The organism is Paenibacillus sabinae T27 (assembly GCF_000612505.1).
In the GTDB taxonomy this organism is placed as follows: domain Bacteria; phylum Bacillota; class Bacilli; order Paenibacillales; family Paenibacillaceae; genus Paenibacillus_AQ; species Paenibacillus_AQ sabinae.
In genome coordinates, this window is sequence record NZ_CP004078.1 from 3061061 (window position 1) to 3077983 (window position 16923).

The window sequence follows — 16923 nt, forward strand, 5'->3', positions numbered from 1 at the left end:
GCTACTTACGGAAGGAGGACCTGCGATGCCAGCGCGCAGATGCGTTATTTTTGCCGGCGGAGAGCTATCCGAACTGTTCTTAAAGGAAATTGATCACGAAGATTACATTATCGGCGCAGACCGAGGTGCGCTGTTTCTCATTAATCATGGCGTCATTCCCGACATTGCCGTAGGCGATTTCGATTCCATTAAGCCGGACGAGTTCAAATTAATTGAAGAAAAGTGTCCGAAGGTGATTGCCTGCGATCCCGTTGACAAGGACTTGACCGACAGCGAGCTTGCCCTCGATCTGGCGATAGAGACACAACCTGAAGAAATTCTGCTCTTTGGTGTTACCGGAACCCGTCTCGATCATACACTGGCCGGCATTCAGATGATGGCCCGGGCGCTTCAGCGGCAGATCCGCTGCTCGGTGATGGATCTCACCAATTATGTGACGATCACCGGCTCTCAAGCCCTCGTTCAGGAACGCGGGTATACCTATGTCTCGCTGCTGCCCGTTACTCCGGAAGTCACAGGGATTACACTGCAGGGATTCCAGTACCCGTTAACTGATGCCACGCTAAAGCTGGGACAATCACTGGGGATAAGCAACCGGCTGACCTCGCCGACAGGAACCGTAACCATCCAGAGTGGTCTTCTCTTGATTATTCAGAGTAAGGATTGAAGGTAAAAACAGCTCAAATTTAAGACATCTTTGTAACTTTGCGATCTTTTTTGAAAAGGCGGATTCCCTTGATCCATAAGGGTTTATCCGTCTTTTTTCATTTGTGCATCTATGCAAAAATTAATTTTTTGTAACTTTTAATCTACTTTTAATAAAACGCATACATCCCTTGACTGACAAAGGTTTGCGTCGTCACCACCAAATTTTAGGGTGTTTCAGACCTGTTATACTACTTTCAGGCCAAGGCAATTGCTTGGACAAATATCATACATCTTTGGAGGTTCTACAACATGAGAAAAACCACTTTCATTCATAAAGTCGTCGTTGCGGGAATCTGCACGGCGATCGGCTTTGGCGGTATCATGGCAAGCGGTGAAGCAACTCCTAGCGCGCAAGCGGCGTCGGCTGCATCGACAGGCTCGAATATTGTAGGCTTCGGCAAAAACTTTTTGGGAGTACCTTATAGATTCGGCGCCTCGACTTCGACAACCCGTAACTTCGACTGCTCTTCCTTTACCAAATATATTTTCAAAAGATACGGCGTGAATCTGCCCCGTACCTCGGTGGCTCAATCCAAGGTAGGCAGAGCGGTATCCAAATCCAACCTGCGTGCCGGCGATCTTGTATTCTTCTCCAGTGGCGCCCGCGCCAACGGCCGTAATGTCACTCATGTAGCGGTTTATGCCGGTAACGGAAAAATCCTGCATACGTACGGCTCTCCGGGGGTTACGGTTTCCAACCTGAACTCGGGCAACTGGAAAAGAACGTATCTGAAGGCACGCCGCGTACTGTAACTCTCTAAGCACCGGCTGTATTACAACCGGACTTATACTAATGGCGCCATTTCTGGCGCCTTGACTACATAACCAACGCCGCGAACCGTATGGATCAGCTTCTGCCGGTACCCTTTATCAACCTTTAACCTCAGATGGCGGATGTAGACATCCACCACATTGGTACTGGCTTGAAAATGGTATCCCCATACATGGCGCAAAATATCATCACGCGAGCAAATCTCGCCCATGTTGGCGGACAGATAGTACAGCAGCGCGAATTCTTTCGGGGTGAGCATCAAATCCCGGCCCTCACGGACGGCCCGCCTCCGGGACGGCTCCAGCACGAGGTCGCCGATCTTTAGCCTGCGGCCGGTTCGCCGCCGGAGCGTCAGCGCCAGCAGGTTCTCGATCCGGCATCTCAGCTCGCCGGCGTGAAGCGGATAGGACATATAATCGTTGGCCCCCGCCTTGAACGCGGACACCGCCGCATCTCCGCCCCGCGAGGCGGAAATGGCCAGAACCGGGAAGCTTTTGCCGTTCTCCCGGGCTTCCGCCACCGCCTCCCAGCCTTCCCATGGACCGCCGTCCGGTATTTCCGCAACGAGCATTGCGGTATCCCACTGCGACAATTGGTCCCGCAGGCCCTCTAGGCCAGGGCTTTCTTCTACCGTCAGACCGATATCCCGGAGTATGCGGCCGACTGCGGCCCGCCCGCTCTCCTGCTCATCCCGACCGCCGGGCAGAATCCGGTCCTCCTTCCCTTCAGGGAAGAACCAAACTATTGTTTCATCCACGGAAATCCTCCATATCCGCCGGCTGCACGAGCAGCGGACCCGGCGCACGCTGTATACCGTCTAGATTTCCCAAAAAAACAACGGCCATTCCAAATGCGGATGGCCGTTGTCTTTATAGATCAGTCTTGATGTATTAAACTTTTATCCAAAATAGCGGTGATAAACGCTCCTCGCCGCCGAAATATCGTTCGTTCCGTGTACGAGCGCCCGGCCGTCTGCAAACACGACGACCCGGTAATCTCCGTCGTTGAACGAGACAAGGTATGGATTGCTCTCCACCTTGCCGAGTCCGAGTCTCGACAGCCTGCTCGCAGTGTCCGGAAGCGACAGCGAGCTGCGAACCGCCGGACGGATCTGCACCGTGTTCCGCCCGCAGAGCACATCGCTGCGCTCCGTGTTCGCTGCGGACAGGTACGGATACACCGGCTCGCTACCGCATGACGGGCAGTGCGCCTTGCGGGCGGCCCCCACACCGATTTCCTGATATTCGTTGTTCCAGATGTCAAATGTCATCAGCTTCCCGCGCAGCTGGTTCTTCCGCCCTCCGAGCAGCTTGAGCGCCTCGGCCGTTGCGTTTGAAGTCACCATCTGCACAGCCTGGGGCAGGATACCCGCCGTGTCGCAGGTATCCCCGCCCAGCGGAACGGTGCCGAGCAGACAGTTCAAACAGGGAGTCTCGCCCGGAATGAACGTATAGGTAACCCCGTAGCTTGCCACGCATGCGCCGTAAATCCAAGGAATACCGTGCTTCTGCGCAATATCATTCAGAATGAGCCGGGTATCGAAGTTATCCGTCCCGTCCATGATAAGGTCAATTCCCGGTACGAGCGCCTCCAATTCTTCCGCGCGCACGTCCAGGATGTGGCTTTCCACCGTGACTTCCGAATTGATCGCCGTAAGCCTCGCTTTGGCGGCCGCCGCTTTCGGCATGCGGTTCTCGGCGTCCTCCTCCGTATACAGCTGCTGACGCTGCAAGTTGCTCCACTCCACATAGTCCCGGTCGGCAATGACAACTCGTCCGACCCCGCAGCGGACCAGCGTCTCGGCGATGCCGGTACCCAGCGCCCCCGCTCCGACGACAAGCACGCTCGATTGGCCTATTCTTCGCTGGCCTTCCTCGCCGAACGGGCCAAACCGCACCTGACGCGAATAGCGCCCGTCTCTTCCAGCTGCGGAAGCCGTCATCTCTATCTCCTGATTTCTTTCCATGCGGAAGAACCCCCTTCATGTTCAAAAGTCCGGGAATACGGCTTCTTAACCGCCGTCTCCCGGACTTATCTTTATTAATCTTGAGTCTGAGCCATCTGCGACGCTTGGTTAACTCCAAAGTCGCTTCCGGCACCTATTAGCCAGTATAACCGGCTAATTCCGGTGGCGCTATACGGATTGTGTCGACCACTGCTCGACGTTCCATGTTTTGGTCACCCAATCTTCATAGAAGTCGGGTTCGTGGGATACGAGCAGCACGGTGCCCTTGAATTCCTTGAGCGCCCGCTTCAGCTCTTCCTTGGCCACGACGTCCAAATGGTTCGTCGGTTCGTCGAACAGGATCCAGTTGCTCTCGCGCATCATCAGCTTGCACAGCCGCACTTTCGCCTGCTCTCCGCCGCTCAGCATGTTCAGCGGACGGGTAATATGCTCGTTCTTCAAGCCGCAGCGCGCCAGATGCGCCCGCACTTCATGCTGGTTCAGGCTCGAGAATTCATTCCAGACATCGTCGATCGGCGTAAGGTTCCCGGCCTTAACCTCTTGCTGGAAGTAGGCGGGATTCAGGAAGTCGCCCAGGTAGGTCTTGCCGCTAATCGGCGGAATGACGCCGAGAATCGTCTTCAGCAGCGTCGATTTGCCGACACCGTTGCAGCCGACGATGGCGATCTTCTCGCCGCGCTCGATCGTCATGTTCAGCTTCGGCAGCAATGGACGGTCGTAGCCGATTTCGAAGTCGATGCCCTCAAACACCGTCTTGCCGCTCGCCCGGCTCTCCTTGAAGTTAAACGTCGGCTTGGCGGCTTCCTCCGGCTTGTCGATCCGTTCAAGGCGCTCAAGCTGCTTCTCCCGGCTCTTCGCCCGTCCAGACGTCGAGTAGCGAGCCTTATTGCGCTGGATGAAGTCTTCCTGCTTCTTGATAAATTCCTGCTGCTTCTCATACGCATCGATATGCTGCGTCTTGTTGATGTAAGCCATGTCCAGGAACTTCTCGTAGTTAGCCGTATAGCGCGTCAGCTTCGCAAATTCCAGATGGTAGACGACATCCACGACCTTGTTCATGAACTCCGTATCATGGGAAATCAGCATGAACGCATACGGATACTGCTTCAAATAGTTGGTCAGCCAATCGATATGCTCCACATCGAGATAGTTGGTCGGCTCGTCGAGCAGCAGCACGTTCGGCTTTTCCAGCAGCAGCTTGGCCAGCAGCACCTTGGTCCGCTGTCCGCCGCTCAGAGCGGCCACATCCCGGTCCAGACCGATTGCGGACAGTCCGAGCCCGTTGGCCATCTCCTCCACCTTGACGTCGATCAGGTAAAAGTCCCCGATGTCCAGCTGCTCCTGGATTTCGCCCATCTGCTCCAGCAAAAGCTCCAATTCTTCCGGCGAGGCTTCGGCCATTTTCTCGGTGATGCCCATCATTTCCTGCTCAAGCTCAAGCAGGGGCAAAAAAGCGTCCTTCAGCACATCGCGCACCGTCTTGCCCGGCGTAAGCACCGTATGCTGGTCCAGGTAGCCGTAGCGGACTCTTGGCGTCCACTCCACCTTGCCGCCGTCCTTCAGCAGTTTTCCCGTCAAAATATTCATCAGCGTCGACTTGCCGACGCCGTTTGCTCCAACAAGCCCGACATGCTCTCCGGCGAGGAGACGGAACGATACGTTCTTAAACAGCTGACGGTCCCCGAAATTGTGGGAAACGTCTTCTACAGTAAGTAAACTCATAAATTCTCCGCAAGCTCCTATCTATATTTAAAATCATGGATATTCAGCAGGTTATACAATGATTTATTTTAGCATAAAGAGCCTGCTTTCAGAAATAAAAAAGTTTACATTTCATCTTTTTTTCCGCTGTAAAAAGCTTCCCTTATTCCGCCCGCCACCCTTTTCCAGGATACTAACGAACAAATTCTTCAGGACCGGTTCCATCTCCCCTCCGGTTGCAAAAGGCTCGGGCTGACAGGGAAGGGTGTACACTTCCTTGCTGCCCAGCGTCCGTCTCAGCAGCTCTGCGGCCTGGCTGCCGGCCAGCGGGAGGGCAATCTTCCAGCCGCCGGCCGGCTGGTAGCCGCAGCGGCGCAGCCGCACTAGCGTCTCCTCCATGCGCCAATCCGCCCCCGAAGCGATCAGCATGGGAATGTCGCCTTGGGAAAACCGCTCGGCTGCCCCCTCATACGCCCCAGTGCCCATATCGATGACAATGTAACGGTAGCGGCCCGCCAAATCCGCAAGGCTACCGCTCCCGGGACGCTTCCAGCAATCAAAGCCGTTAACCTCAAGAGGACCGTCTGCTCCTTCTGATGGAGCCCGCCGCCCGGCGGCTTCGGCCAAAGCGCCGATCCGCTCGTAAACGGGCGATTCCGGCGCGTAATCGACCCAGGCCGTCCTCCCGTAGCGGCTGAGGAACCTTGCAGCAGCCAGCGAAGCATGCGTCGTCCCGAGTCCTGATGCCGTGCCCATCATCGTTACGATGCTGGTCTTGCCCTGCGGAAGAATGCGTTCGACGAGCGGCTCGTTCTTTCGCTCCCCGGCGGAACGGTCCGGCTTCACTCCTTCCAGAATCCGAAGCACCTCAGCAGCGCTTTCGTACCGGTCCTCCGGCCTCGGCCGGAGCAGCCTCCGCAGTACGGGAATGAGCGGCTCCGGGACACGGCCTTCCAGCCGCCGCTCCATACCGGCGGACCATCCACTGGTTTGCCCGCCTGTGGCGAGGTACAGCAGCAGGGCGCCCAAACCGTACAGATCGGACCTGTGATCACTCTGGCCGCTTCCATACTGCTCCGGCGCGGCGAATCCCACCGTTCCCAGCTTGACCGTATCCTCGCCTGCGTCCATCCTGTGCCTGCGGGCGATCCCGAAATCAATCAGCATGAGCTCGTTGTCCGGAGTCAGCATAATATTCGAGGGCTTCAAGTCGCGGTAGACGATCGGCGGGCGGTGCTGGTGAAGATACTGCAGCACTTCCAGCAGCTGCTCTGCGAACAAGAGCAGCGTATCGCCCGGGATTACACCGCCTCGTGCCTCCATATACCGGTCCAGTGTCAACCCTTCGATAAAGTCCATAACAAGATAGGAATAGTCGTCTTCATCCGGTGGAATGAAATCGGCAACCCTTGGAAGCCGCCGGTGATTTAGAGCGATGAGCAGCTCCGCCTCGGCCTGCACGGTCCCGTAAAGATCCTCCGTCACGCATTCTTTAATGGCCCACCGCTTGCCGGGCAGCCGCAAATCCTCGCCCAGATGCACATGGCTGCTTCCCCCCGAGCCAACGAGACCGGCTACCAAGTACCGGTCTCCCAGAATTTGTCCCCGTATAAGTTTCGATGGATAACGCATTTCCTTTCCCTCCCGATAGCTTTTTTCCATGCAAGAAGAAACGGCTTCGCCGTCCTCTGAAAGAGGAAGGCATCCGTTTCTCGTAAAAATATCAGGTTAAGGATAAGCGCGAAGCTTATACTTTCTGAATATTGCAAAAAAGCACCCCGCTGCAGACGGCCGCACTAATGGCGGCTTACACTTCAGCGGGATGCTCTCCCGATGGACATAAGAATTGTCCGTTAATTTATCGCTTTAATATTTAATCATATAAAGGGTTATTTCGTCCCGGTTATGAAACAGCTGCTTTGCCCGCTGAATCTGCATCCGTTCGGATTCGAACATGGCCATAATCTCTTTGATCAGCGCCAGCGGCTTCTTGTAGAGCAGCTTTACGGTGACAACGGCGGTTCCTCCGGGCGTCAGGCTGTACAGCAGTTCCGTCACGAGCTTAGCCATAAGCTTCGGGCTCCAGCTCATGTCGCAGACGAGGAGATCGAACTCGTTCTCCTTGAATTTGACCTCTCCGGCATTCTTGCGAAGCACTTTAAGGCCGGGATGATCCTTCAGCGACTCATGCATGCGCGCGGGATCGACGGCAGTTACTGCCAGTCCCCGCTCCAGCAGGAAAGACGTCCAGCCGCCGGGCGCCGCCCCGATATCGAGGGCGCGGCGGAAGCTGCTGAACGAAATGCCGAATTCCTTCTCCGCTTCCATCAGCTTGAATTTCGCCCGAGAAATTTGACCGTCCTCGCGCCGGAACCGGATGGCGCCGCCGTTCCAGTCGGACAAATTGTCCTCGGGCCGGGATACGCCGGCGTATAACGCGTTCGCGGCAGCATAGACCGAAACGATCCATGCCGGATTCTGGACGGTAAATTCGGCGGCGACGCCCGTTAGGCCCGCCTGCAGCCATTCACGCAGCTCTCCGGGACTTTCCCGCCAGAACGAATCATCTGTCTTGCGCACCTGTATGGCGATCCGCTCGCCCTCAAGCTCGCTTCGGCGGCTCAAATACACCGCCAGCCGCTCCAGCGCTTCCCCGCCGCCTTCGTCCTGCAGCTGAACGGGCTGAATATGGCGCAGGAAGATCGGCGGGTTCTCCTTCAGGCGCCGTGTGACCTCTTCAGGCTCCGCCTGAAGCGTGGCCAGAAATATTTCGCCGGGCAGCAGCAGGGTGCTCTTGACCGAGCCGAATTCGCGGCGGAGCTCCTCCTGGGCGTAAGGGGCAAAGCCGTGATTGGCCGTGCAAATATATCGGGAAACCGTCCCGTTCCCATCCGCAGACGGATTTTGTTCAATGCTTAGGTTAAGCTCGCTCAAATGGATAATCCTCCACGTTTAATTTTGATCCAGGGGCGCTCTTCCTCCCATTCGATGTCCACTGGAAGCTCATACGCAGCCAGCATCATCTCACGGGTCAGCACCTCTTTCTTCGGTCCCGCTCCGGCCAGCCGGCCTTCGCGGATCAGCGCCACATGGGTAAACAGCGGCACAATTTCCTCGACATGATGGGTGACATAGACAACGGTTACCTCCCGGCGGTTGAGCTTGTCCACCTCGGCCAGCATTTTTTCCCGCTCATAGAGATCAAGTCCCGCGCACGGCTCGTCCATAATGAGCAGCTTCGGGTCCGCCATCAGGCAGCGCGCCAGCATCGCCTTTTTGCGTTCTCCCTGAGAAAGCGTTCCGAACGGGTGATCCGCCAGCCGTCCCAGATTCATGTCCTCCAGCAGAGCGATCGCCTTGGCCTTGATGTCCGCAGGAATCTCCTGATAAAAGCGCAGGTAGGCGTAAGCCCCCGTCGCCACAACCTCCCAGACCGGATCGCGGAGCGTCAATTTCTCCATCAGCGAAGGTCCGATATAACCAATCTCCTTGCGAACCTCGCGCAGGTCAACCTGGCCGTAGGTGTGCCCGAGCACCTTGACCGTACCGCTGCTTGGGAACAAATATCCGGTCATCATCTCAAGCAGCGTTGTTTTTCCCGAACCGTTCCGCCCAAGGATGACCCAATTCTCGCCTTGATGAATAGCCAGCGACACATCGTCCAGTATAAGACTCTGCTCTCTGCGAAGGGTAAGATGCTGTAAAGAAATCATGATCTATTCACACTCCTTATGTACTCCAGCACACGCTCCACCGAATGAAAAGCATAATGAATATGCGGCGGCCGATTGCGGTCTGCATCGAACACGAGCAGCGCCGGAACGCTGGAAATACGGTACTGACTAATAATGGCAGGAAGAAGATTAATATTGCCGGATACGGGCTGAGCGCTTGGCGGGAGCAGATGTCCGGCGACATCCAGCATCCGACGTGCCGCTTTGCACGTTCCGCAGAGCGGCGTCTCCAGAAAGACGGCTAGCGGGGCTCCGCCCTGGCCTATGGCATTAAGCAGTTCAGTTTCGTTCATTTCGATCATAGCCCGGCGGCTCCCGAAACGATTTCCCGCAGCTTCGCCATCGGAACCGGCCCGTTATGGACCAAGGTTGCTTCCGGTCTGACAGGGTATAACAGCTCGAACATTTCTTTTCGGCCGGCCAAGCTTGAAGTATGCAGGTAGATTTCCCGGGGGAACAGCGCTTCAAGCACGATACGTTTGACTACGAATCCCCCGGTTTCGTCATCCAGCCCCATGTCGTAGTCCAGCGAAAGCACGCCGACCTCGCACTCGCGAAGCATCAGCAGACACTCCTCCGTCGTACGGGCCAGCGTAAATCCTTCGGGAGCACGCCTGTAATCGTCCATATACACATGTATCATCAAACCTGCGCCCCCCTACGATTCAAACCATGACCGAACTTCCGCCATTTCATTTTTATGCGTGCCGTCCGGCCCCTTCTCCGTCTCCAGAATGGCGGGTTTGCCGAGCAGCGGCTCCGATGTCAGCAGCTCTTTCATGCCTTGGGTGCCGATATGGCCTGACCCGACCCGGGCATGCCTGTCCCGCTTGGAGGAATACGGATAACGGGAATCGTTAAGATGGACAGCCGCCAAATGCGGCCAATAGCCCAGCTTGTCACCTGACTCCAGCAGTTCTCCCGTGCGCTCCGGATTCCAGATTCCAGCGGCAAAAGCGTGACAGGTATCGAAGCAAAATCCGATTTTTTCCGGGTATCGGCTCAGCTCCCGAATCTTGATCAGCTCCTCCAGTGTCGTTCCTTCAAAGCCGCCATTGCCCGCCTGATTCTCGATCAGCAGCTTGGCCTTTCCGTTCCACGACTGAAGCGTTTCATTTATACATTGTATAATATTTTGATAGCCTTGCAACGGTTCAAGCTTGTGAAAATGCCCGAAATGCGCCACAATCCCCAGCGATCCGCAGGCTTCGGCGATCTCCAGATCGTTTAGCAGCGACTTGACCATCGTTTCCCGGTTCGGTGCGTCACCTTCCCCGGCAGCGAGATTGGTGGGATAGGGCGTATGGGCGATGGACAGCAATCCTTTTTCCCGGCTGTAAGACGCGCACGCTCCCGCATCATTCACATCGAGTGTCTTCAATTGGAGACTGCGCGGGTTTTTCGGAAAATATTGAAAACAATTGGCGCCGCTCCCCCACGCCGCCCGGGCAGCCTGCGCGTAACCCCCACGGATGCTGACATGCGAACCTATATACGGCTCAGCGTTCATGCTGGCATTCCGGACAATAGAACACTTTCCGGCTGGACAGCTCCGATTTCACAATCGTTCCGCCGCACCGTTCGCAGGTTTCTCCTTCCCGGTCATACACCTTGCAGCTGTCATTGTAGCCGCCCGTCACCGTGTCCCCCGTCATGAACGGAATCTCCATATAGCCGCCGATGTCCGACGCCTCGCTCAGCACTTTGCAGGCTGCGTCGTACAACCGGCTGATCGATTCCGGGGTTAATCCCTGAACGGGCGCAGTAGGCAGCAGAGCCGCTTCGAACGCGATTTCATCGGCATAGCAGTTCCCGATTCCGGCAAAGACCTGCTGGTTTACCAGCATGCTTTTGAGCGCTCCCCGTCTTCCCTTCAGCAGCTCGGCAAACCGCTTCTCATTCATGCGCTTGTCCAATAGCTCGGGACCCAGCTTGGCAAGAGCCGCCTGCGTCTCCTTGACGGATAACAGATGGAGGTAACCCAGCCGCAAGCCCATAAAATACAAAATCCGGTCGCCAAAGGCTATCTCCACCTGCGTACTGCGGCTTGGACGCTCCTCCTCCGTTCCAAAGAACAGCAATCCGCCAAGCATGAGATGCAGGAGCAGCCTTCGCCCGTCATGCAGATGAAACACCAGATGCTTCCCTCTGCGTTCTACAAAGACCATACGCGCGCCTGTGAGGCTTTTTTTGAACTGCTCCAGCTCTACGTTAATCGATTGTTCTCTGTTAACCGTCACTCCGGTGATCGGTACATTGACTATATGTTTTGAAAGCAGCCTGCGATAGTTCTCCATTTCCGGAAATTCCGGCATCGTTCATCGTCCTCTCCACCTGTACTTACCCCATAACAAAAATGCAGCCATGCCATTATACACCAAGCAGCACTCGCAAATCAGCCAAATTCCGGCAAATATAATCCGGGGAAACTCCCGTCAGCTCCTTGTGCCGCTCCAGATTGTCCTCCGTTGTCACTCCCGTGAGCAGCAGTATCGTACGGCAGCCCGCATTCGCTCCTGCGGCTATATCCGTCCTCATATTGTCGCCGACAACGACAGCCTCTTTCGAATCAATGCCAAGCCGGGATGTTGCATAGTTCATCAAATAGCGGTGCGGCTTACCGATAATAACCGGCGTCGTGCCGCTGGCGGCTTCGATTGCCGCTCCCAGCGTCCCCGCTCCCGGCATCATGCCGTTATCGGAAGGCAGCATCAAATCCGGATTGGTCAGCACGAATTTTGCGCCCCCGGCGATCCAGCGCGCCGCCTTGGTCAGCGAATCATATGTAAAAGACCGGTCAATCCCTTGAACGAGGTACTGCGGCGAATCAGATACAATGTTCAGGCCTGCTTCCTCGCACGCCTTGAGCAGTCCTTCTTCCCCAAGTATCGCCACGGATGCGCCCGGGGATTCCTCCGCAATATATCTTGCGGCCGCAAGCGAAGATGTGCAAACTTCCCTCGCCTCGGCTTCAATTCCCATCGCCAGCAAATGCGCTGCAACGCTTTCCGGCGTCCTCGACGAGTTGTTCGTTACAAACAGAAACGGAATGCCATTTGCTCTTAGCCCGGCAATCAGCTCGTCCGCTCCCGGGATCATGATGCCGCCGTGATATAACGTGCCGTCCAGGTCTAAGAGCAGGCCTTTGATGTTATCGATCCGTATGGTTTCGGTCATTGTCACTCATCCTCCCCATCGCATGATTTATGGCATAAATGATTAACGACATATAATAATGATACTTAAAGCCACATCTATTTCCAGAGAACACCGGTTAGAGTCCCGAACATCCGCATTCCCTTAAAATTTAAGACATTTTTCTCCAGTCTTTTCACGCCGGAAGCCCTCCAAAAGTCGAACGGCATCGAACCGGCGGCTGCGGAAGCAATTTTTGACGTTCGCCTGTCACTTCCTGCGCTTTCCCGGAAAATAATTTAATTTCCCCTTCAATTTCCCGTCTTCCGTTCCACCGGATACAGCCGGAATTCCTCGGCCAGAAGCGTTTCGGAGAATATGGAGCGCGCTTCATCTAGCAAAGGAATCAGCTCGTCCAGCGAGCCGTATCTGGAACTGAAATGCGTAAGAATGAGCTGACGGGCGCCCGCCTCTTTCGCGATTTCCGCCGCCTGAACAGTCGTGCTGTGATGGTAATCCCGGGCCATCCTGGCCAGGTCATGGCTGAAGGTCGCCTCATGGACCAGCAGATCGGCCTCTCTTGCCAGCGGGATGGAATTCCCGCAAGGTCTGGTATCTCCAAGCACGGTGACGATCCGTCCGCGCTTCGGTTCACTCAGCACTTCGGCGGCTGTAATCGTTATCCCTTCATCCGTGGTAACATCCCGGCCGCTCTTCAGCACGCCGTACAAAGGACCGGGCTTCAGGCCGTATGCTTTGAGCCGCTCGGCATTGAGGCTGCCGGGCCGATCCTTTTCAATCACACGGTAGCCGTAGCTGTCGATCCGGTGCTCCAGAAGAGCGGACTCCACTTTAAAGCTGTCATCTTCAAAAATAAGCCCGCCGTTATGCTCGACTACTTCGAGCTTGTACGGAATTCTAGACTGGCTGACGGACAGCGAAATATCCAAATATGCCTTAAGCCCCGGCGGACCATACACGGTCAGAGGGGCTGTCCCTCCCTGATATCCCCTACTGCTCAGCAGTCCGGGAAGTCCGAAGAGGTGGTCGCCGTGAAGATGAGTGATGAACAGCTTCTCCAGCCGCCCGAGCCGCAGCGGCGAACGCAGAACCTGATGCTGGGTTCCTTCGCCGCAGTCGAACATCCAGAAGCTCCGGCGCTCCTCAAGCAGTCTCAGAGCAACCGAGGTTACATTGCGCTGCAGCGTGGGAACGCCCGCATTCGTGCCCAAAAAATAAATCTCCATATCTGCCCTCCTTTCTCTCTGTTCTCTGCTTCCACTCCAAATCCTCACGGTCTTCCAACAAAAAGCCTCCCGTAACCGGGAGGCTGGTACACCGTGAAAGTTCCCTTCATCCTATTCTGTCCAAAAGCTTAAGCTTTCTCCACATTGAAATACTGCGCTTCGGGATGAGCGAAGACCATGGCCGACACGGAAGCCTCAGGCTCCATCATAAACCCGTCAGTCAGGTGGATGCCAATATCCTCGGGGCGCATCAGCTTGAACAGCGGCCCCTGATCCTCCAGATCCGGGCAGGCCGGGTAGCCGAAGGAAACGCGGATGCCTTGATACCTTGCTCCGTGTCTCTGCTTCATCGTCATATCCGCCGGGTCCGGGAAGCCCCAGATGTCCCGCATCATATGATGCACACGTTCGGCCAGCCCTTCAGCGACTTCAAGAGCCAGCGCCTGCAGTGCATGGGAACGGAGATAGTCGCCTTTATTCTTCAATTCTTCGGACAGGTCGCGAACGCCGTGCCCTGCCGTCACCACGAGGAAACCGACATAATCCATGATTCCGCTGTCCACCGGCTTCAGGAAGTCGGCCAAGCAAAGATAGGGCTCAACCTGCTGCCTTGGGAAAGTAAAGGTGTGCAGAACCTTCCCCGTATCCTCCGGATCATAGATCATAATATCGTTCCCCCTCGACTGGGCCGGGAAGAACCGGTACATCGCCTGCGGACGGATCGTTCCGTTCACCGTCGCTTCAAGCAGCAGATCGTCTACCGTCTCTTTCAGTTCGACTGCGCGGGGTTCGCCTGCGGCGAGCTGCGCCTCAACAGAGCCCCTGAGCCCCAAATGATGGCCGAGAAGCATCTGCATATTCACATAAGGTATAACATGGCCTATTGGATAATTACGGAGCACATGCCGATCCAGGTCCGGCGGAATAAAGACTGGCGCGTCCTGAGATATGCTCGAGCGCACCGCTCTTGTCAGCGCAGGAAGCTCCGTCTTCTGCGGAGCAGCTGCAGCGGCCTCTTGCTCCTCCCGCATCTCCTCGGCCATCCTGGCCCGTTCCACCGGGTTCATCAGCCTGTTGGCAAGATCAAGTCCGTCCATCGCGTCCTTGGCGTAGAGCACGAGGCCGTCGTACTCCGGACGGATTCGTGTCTTGGTGAATTTGCGGGTCAGAGCCGCCCCACCGACCATAATCGGCACGTCGATTCCTGCTGTACGCAGATCCTGCGCCGTCAGAACCATCTGCTGCGCAGACTTCACGAGCAGGCCGGACAGGCCGATGGCATCGACTTTTTCCTTCCGGTACGCTTCGATGATCGTCTCCGGTGGTACTTTTATACCCAAATTGACGATTTGGTAACCATTGTTTGAAAGAATGATCTCGACAAGGTTCTTGCCGATATCATGCACATCTCCCTTAACGGTTGCCAGCAGAATCTTGCCCTTGACCGAGCTTTCGTTCTTCTCCATGAACTGTTCGAGATGGGCAACCGATGCTTTCATCACTTCAGCGCTTTGCAGCACTTCAGCAACGATAAGCTCGTTGTTATTGAACAGCCGCCCGACCTCGGACATCCCGCTCATCAGCGGTCCGTTAATAATTTCCAGCGATCCGTACTTCTTCAGCGCCTCGTCAAGATCGGGGATCAGGCCCTCTTTACTGCCCTCAACCACGTAGGAAGCCAGACGCTCTTCCAGAGTCAGGTTGGAGATCTTTTCCTTCTTCTCGACCTTCTTACCCCGGAAAGCGGCGACGAAGACGGCTAGCGTCTCGTCATTCGTATTGTAGATAAGCTCCTCGGCCAAACGGCGCTCTTCCTCCGGAATCGAGGCATACCGTTCAACCTTCTCCGTATTTACGATCGCGTAATCCAGTCCCGCCTTGGTGCATTCGTAGAGGAACACGGAATTCAGCACTTCCCGGCCCGCCTCCGGCAGTCCGAACGACACATTGCTGATTCCAAGCACGGTATGAACGCCCGGCAGAGCTTCCTTGATCAGACGGATTCCGTCGATCGTTTCCTTGGCCGAGCCGATGTACTGTTCGTCCCCAGTGCCTACGGGGAAGACCAGCGTGTCAAAGATCAAGTCTTCCGGCGACAAGCCGTACTTCCCTACAAGGAGATCGTAGGAACGCTTGGCTACCGCAAGCTTGTCTTCCGCCTTGATCGCCTGGCCGCTTTCGTCGATGGTTCCGACGACGACCGCCCCGCCGTACTTGTGAATCAGCGGCGTGACGTTTTCAAATTTCTCTTCCCCGTCTTCAAGGTTAATGGAGTTAATAATCGCTTTGCCCTGGCAGTACTGCAGGGCCCGATCAATCACTTTCGGATCGGTTGTATCGATCATCAGCGGAACTTTAACCTTCTTAACGACCAGCTCCAGGAACCGCTCCATATCGTCCATTTCATCCCGGTCGGGGTCCTGAACGCACACATCGACAACCTGCGCCCCGCTCTTCACCTGGGCACGCGCAATTTCCGACGCTTCCTCATACTTGCCTTCAACAATCAGCCGTTTGAATTTGCGGGAACCGAGCACGTTGGTTCGCTCGCCAACCATATAAGGCCGGTTATCCTGCTCGATGTATACCGGCTCGATGCCGGACAGCGCCGGCGAATGGCTTCCCTGCAACGGGCGCGGCGGATACTCCGACAGCTGCTCCGCCATCGCGCGGATATGCTCTGGAGTGGTGCCGCAGCAGCCGCCAGCGATGTTCAGCCAGCCCTTCTCGGCGAACGCCGCTATCTTGCGCGCCAGCGAATCCGGCGACTCATGGTAGTTGCCGTTCTCATCAGGCAGCCCCGCGTTCGGATAACAGCTGACCGCCGCCTTGGCCATCGCGGAGAGCGAACGGATATGGTCCCGCATGAATTCCGGACCGGTCGCGCAGTTAAGGCCGACCGAGATCGGCTTCAGATGCTCCAAAGAAATATAAAAGGCTTCGATGTTCTGGCCGGCCAGCGTCGTGCCCATCGGTTCAATCGTTCCGGAAATCATAACCGGCAGGGTGATTCCCGTCTTCTCAAATGCGTTGCGGATGCCGATGCTGCCCGCTTTTACATTTAAGGTATCTTGAGAGGTTTCGAGCATCAGAGCATCGACGCCACCCTCAATGAGCGCTACCGCCTGCTCCTCGTAGCTGTCCGTCAGCTCGCTGAATGTCACGCCTCCGGTAACCGACAGCGTTTTGGTTGTCGGTCCCATCGCGCCCACAACATAGCGGGGACGACCCGGTGTATCATATTTGTTAACGGCTTCCCGGGCGATTTTGGCGGCGACAAGATTGATTTCGCGCGCTCTTTGTGGAATATCGTATTCAGCAAGCACAACCGAGGTAGCCCCGAATGTATTCGTCTCGATCAGATCGGCGCCGGCTTCCAGATATGCTTCATGAATATCCCGAATGACTTCGGGTCTGGTCAGCACAAGCATTTCATTGCAGCCGTCCAGCTCGTCTCCCCCAAAGTCTTCTCCGGTCAAAGGAACTTGCTGGATCATGGTGCCCATGGCACCGTCCAGAATCAAAATGCGCTGCGCCAGCGCTTCTGCTAATGTAGGTTTAGCCAACTTCCAATCCCCCCAGTAAAACATTAGAGTAAGTTTAGCAGAATAAAGGGAATTCGGAAAGTATCCCGGCCCACTCTGCAGGTTTATCTTATTT

Annotated in this window: 15 protein-coding genes; 2 read left to right on the top strand and 13 right to left on the bottom strand. The window is 55.8% G+C overall.

Going from position 1 to position 16923, the window contains the following annotated elements; genetic code table 11:
• The first annotated feature begins 25 nt into the window (after window positions 1-25).
• Both PSAB_RS14025 and PSAB_RS14030 read left to right on the top strand, forming a co-directional pair.
• Window positions 26-667, top strand: a complete 642-nt coding sequence (locus tag PSAB_RS14025; protein ID WP_025335213.1) for a thiamine diphosphokinase — start codon at window positions 26-28, stop codon at window positions 665-667.
• 290 nt (window positions 668-957) lie between these two features.
• Entirely contained in the window at window positions 958-1461 is a 504-nt protein-coding gene (locus PSAB_RS14030; RefSeq protein WP_025335214.1) for a C40 family peptidase, read from the top strand.
• Between the two features lie 32 nt (window positions 1462-1493).
• Here PSAB_RS14030 and PSAB_RS14035 read toward each other — a convergent pair whose 3' ends face one another.
• The 13 genes from PSAB_RS14035 to metH all read right to left on the bottom strand — a co-directional run bounded on the left by PSAB_RS14035 (window position 1494) and on the right by metH (window position 16829).
• Window positions 1494-2237 carry a response regulator gene (locus tag PSAB_RS14035; RefSeq protein WP_025335215.1) on the bottom strand — a complete coding sequence of 248 codons (744 nt, stop codon included), beginning with the start codon at window positions 2235-2237 and terminating at the stop codon, window positions 1494-1496.
• 141 nt (window positions 2238-2378) lie between these two features.
• Window positions 2379-3446, bottom strand: coding sequence for a ThiF family adenylyltransferase (locus tag PSAB_RS14040; protein ID WP_025335216.1), 1068 nt, complete (start codon window positions 3444-3446; stop codon window positions 2379-2381).
• A 168-nt stretch (window positions 3447-3614) separates the two neighbouring features.
• Complete coding sequence (locus tag PSAB_RS14045; protein WP_025335217.1) at window positions 3615-5168, bottom strand: ABC-F family ATP-binding cassette domain-containing protein; 1554 nt, start codon at window positions 5166-5168, stop codon at window positions 3615-3617.
• A 111-nt stretch (window positions 5169-5279) separates the two neighbouring features.
• Entirely contained in the window at window positions 5280-6779 is a 1500-nt protein-coding gene (locus PSAB_RS14050; RefSeq protein WP_025335218.1) for a serine/threonine-protein kinase, read from the bottom strand.
• Window positions 6780-7013: 234 nt separating this feature from the next.
• Window positions 7014-8081 carry an SAM-dependent methyltransferase gene (locus tag PSAB_RS14055; protein ID WP_025335219.1) on the bottom strand — a complete coding sequence of 356 codons (1068 nt, stop codon included), beginning with the start codon at window positions 8079-8081 and terminating at the stop codon, window positions 7014-7016.
• Window positions 8078-8860, bottom strand: a complete 783-nt coding sequence (locus PSAB_RS14060; protein ID WP_025335220.1) for an ABC transporter ATP-binding protein — start codon at window positions 8858-8860, stop codon at window positions 8078-8080. The genes PSAB_RS14055 and PSAB_RS14060 overlap by 4 nt, the downstream gene beginning before the upstream one ends.
• Window positions 8857-9183, bottom strand: a complete 327-nt coding sequence (locus PSAB_RS14065) for a YbbN family protein (RefSeq protein ID WP_025335221.1) — start codon at window positions 9181-9183, stop codon at window positions 8857-8859. The genes PSAB_RS14060 and PSAB_RS14065 overlap by 4 nt, the downstream gene beginning before the upstream one ends.
• Window positions 9180-9524 (bottom strand): cyclic-phosphate processing receiver domain-containing protein, encoded by a 345-nt coding sequence (locus PSAB_RS14070; protein ID WP_025335222.1) that lies wholly within the window; start codon window positions 9522-9524, stop codon window positions 9180-9182. Before PSAB_RS14070 ends, PSAB_RS14065 begins: the two co-directional genes overlap by 4 nt.
• Before the next feature lie 15 nt (window positions 9525-9539).
• Entirely contained in the window at window positions 9540-10391 is an 852-nt protein-coding gene (locus PSAB_RS14075) for a deoxyribonuclease IV (protein ID WP_025335223.1), read from the bottom strand.
• Window positions 10381-11196, bottom strand: a complete 816-nt coding sequence (locus tag PSAB_RS14080) for an Fpg/Nei family DNA glycosylase (RefSeq protein WP_025335224.1) — start codon at window positions 11194-11196, stop codon at window positions 10381-10383. The genes PSAB_RS14075 and PSAB_RS14080 overlap by 11 nt, the downstream gene beginning before the upstream one ends.
• A gap of 55 nt (window positions 11197-11251) precedes the next feature.
• A complete protein-coding gene (locus PSAB_RS14085; protein ID WP_226991712.1) occupies window positions 11252-12058 on the bottom strand; it encodes a TIGR01457 family HAD-type hydrolase in 807 nt (268 codons plus the stop codon).
• Between the two features lie 269 nt (window positions 12059-12327).
• Complete coding sequence (gene rnz / locus PSAB_RS14090; protein ID WP_025335226.1) at window positions 12328-13263, bottom strand: ribonuclease Z; 936 nt, start codon at window positions 13261-13263, stop codon at window positions 12328-12330.
• 128 nt (window positions 13264-13391) lie between these two features.
• Entirely contained in the window at window positions 13392-16829 is a 3438-nt protein-coding gene (metH, locus tag PSAB_RS14095; protein WP_025335227.1) for a methionine synthase, read from the bottom strand.
• Window positions 16830-16923: the final 94 nt, after the last annotated feature.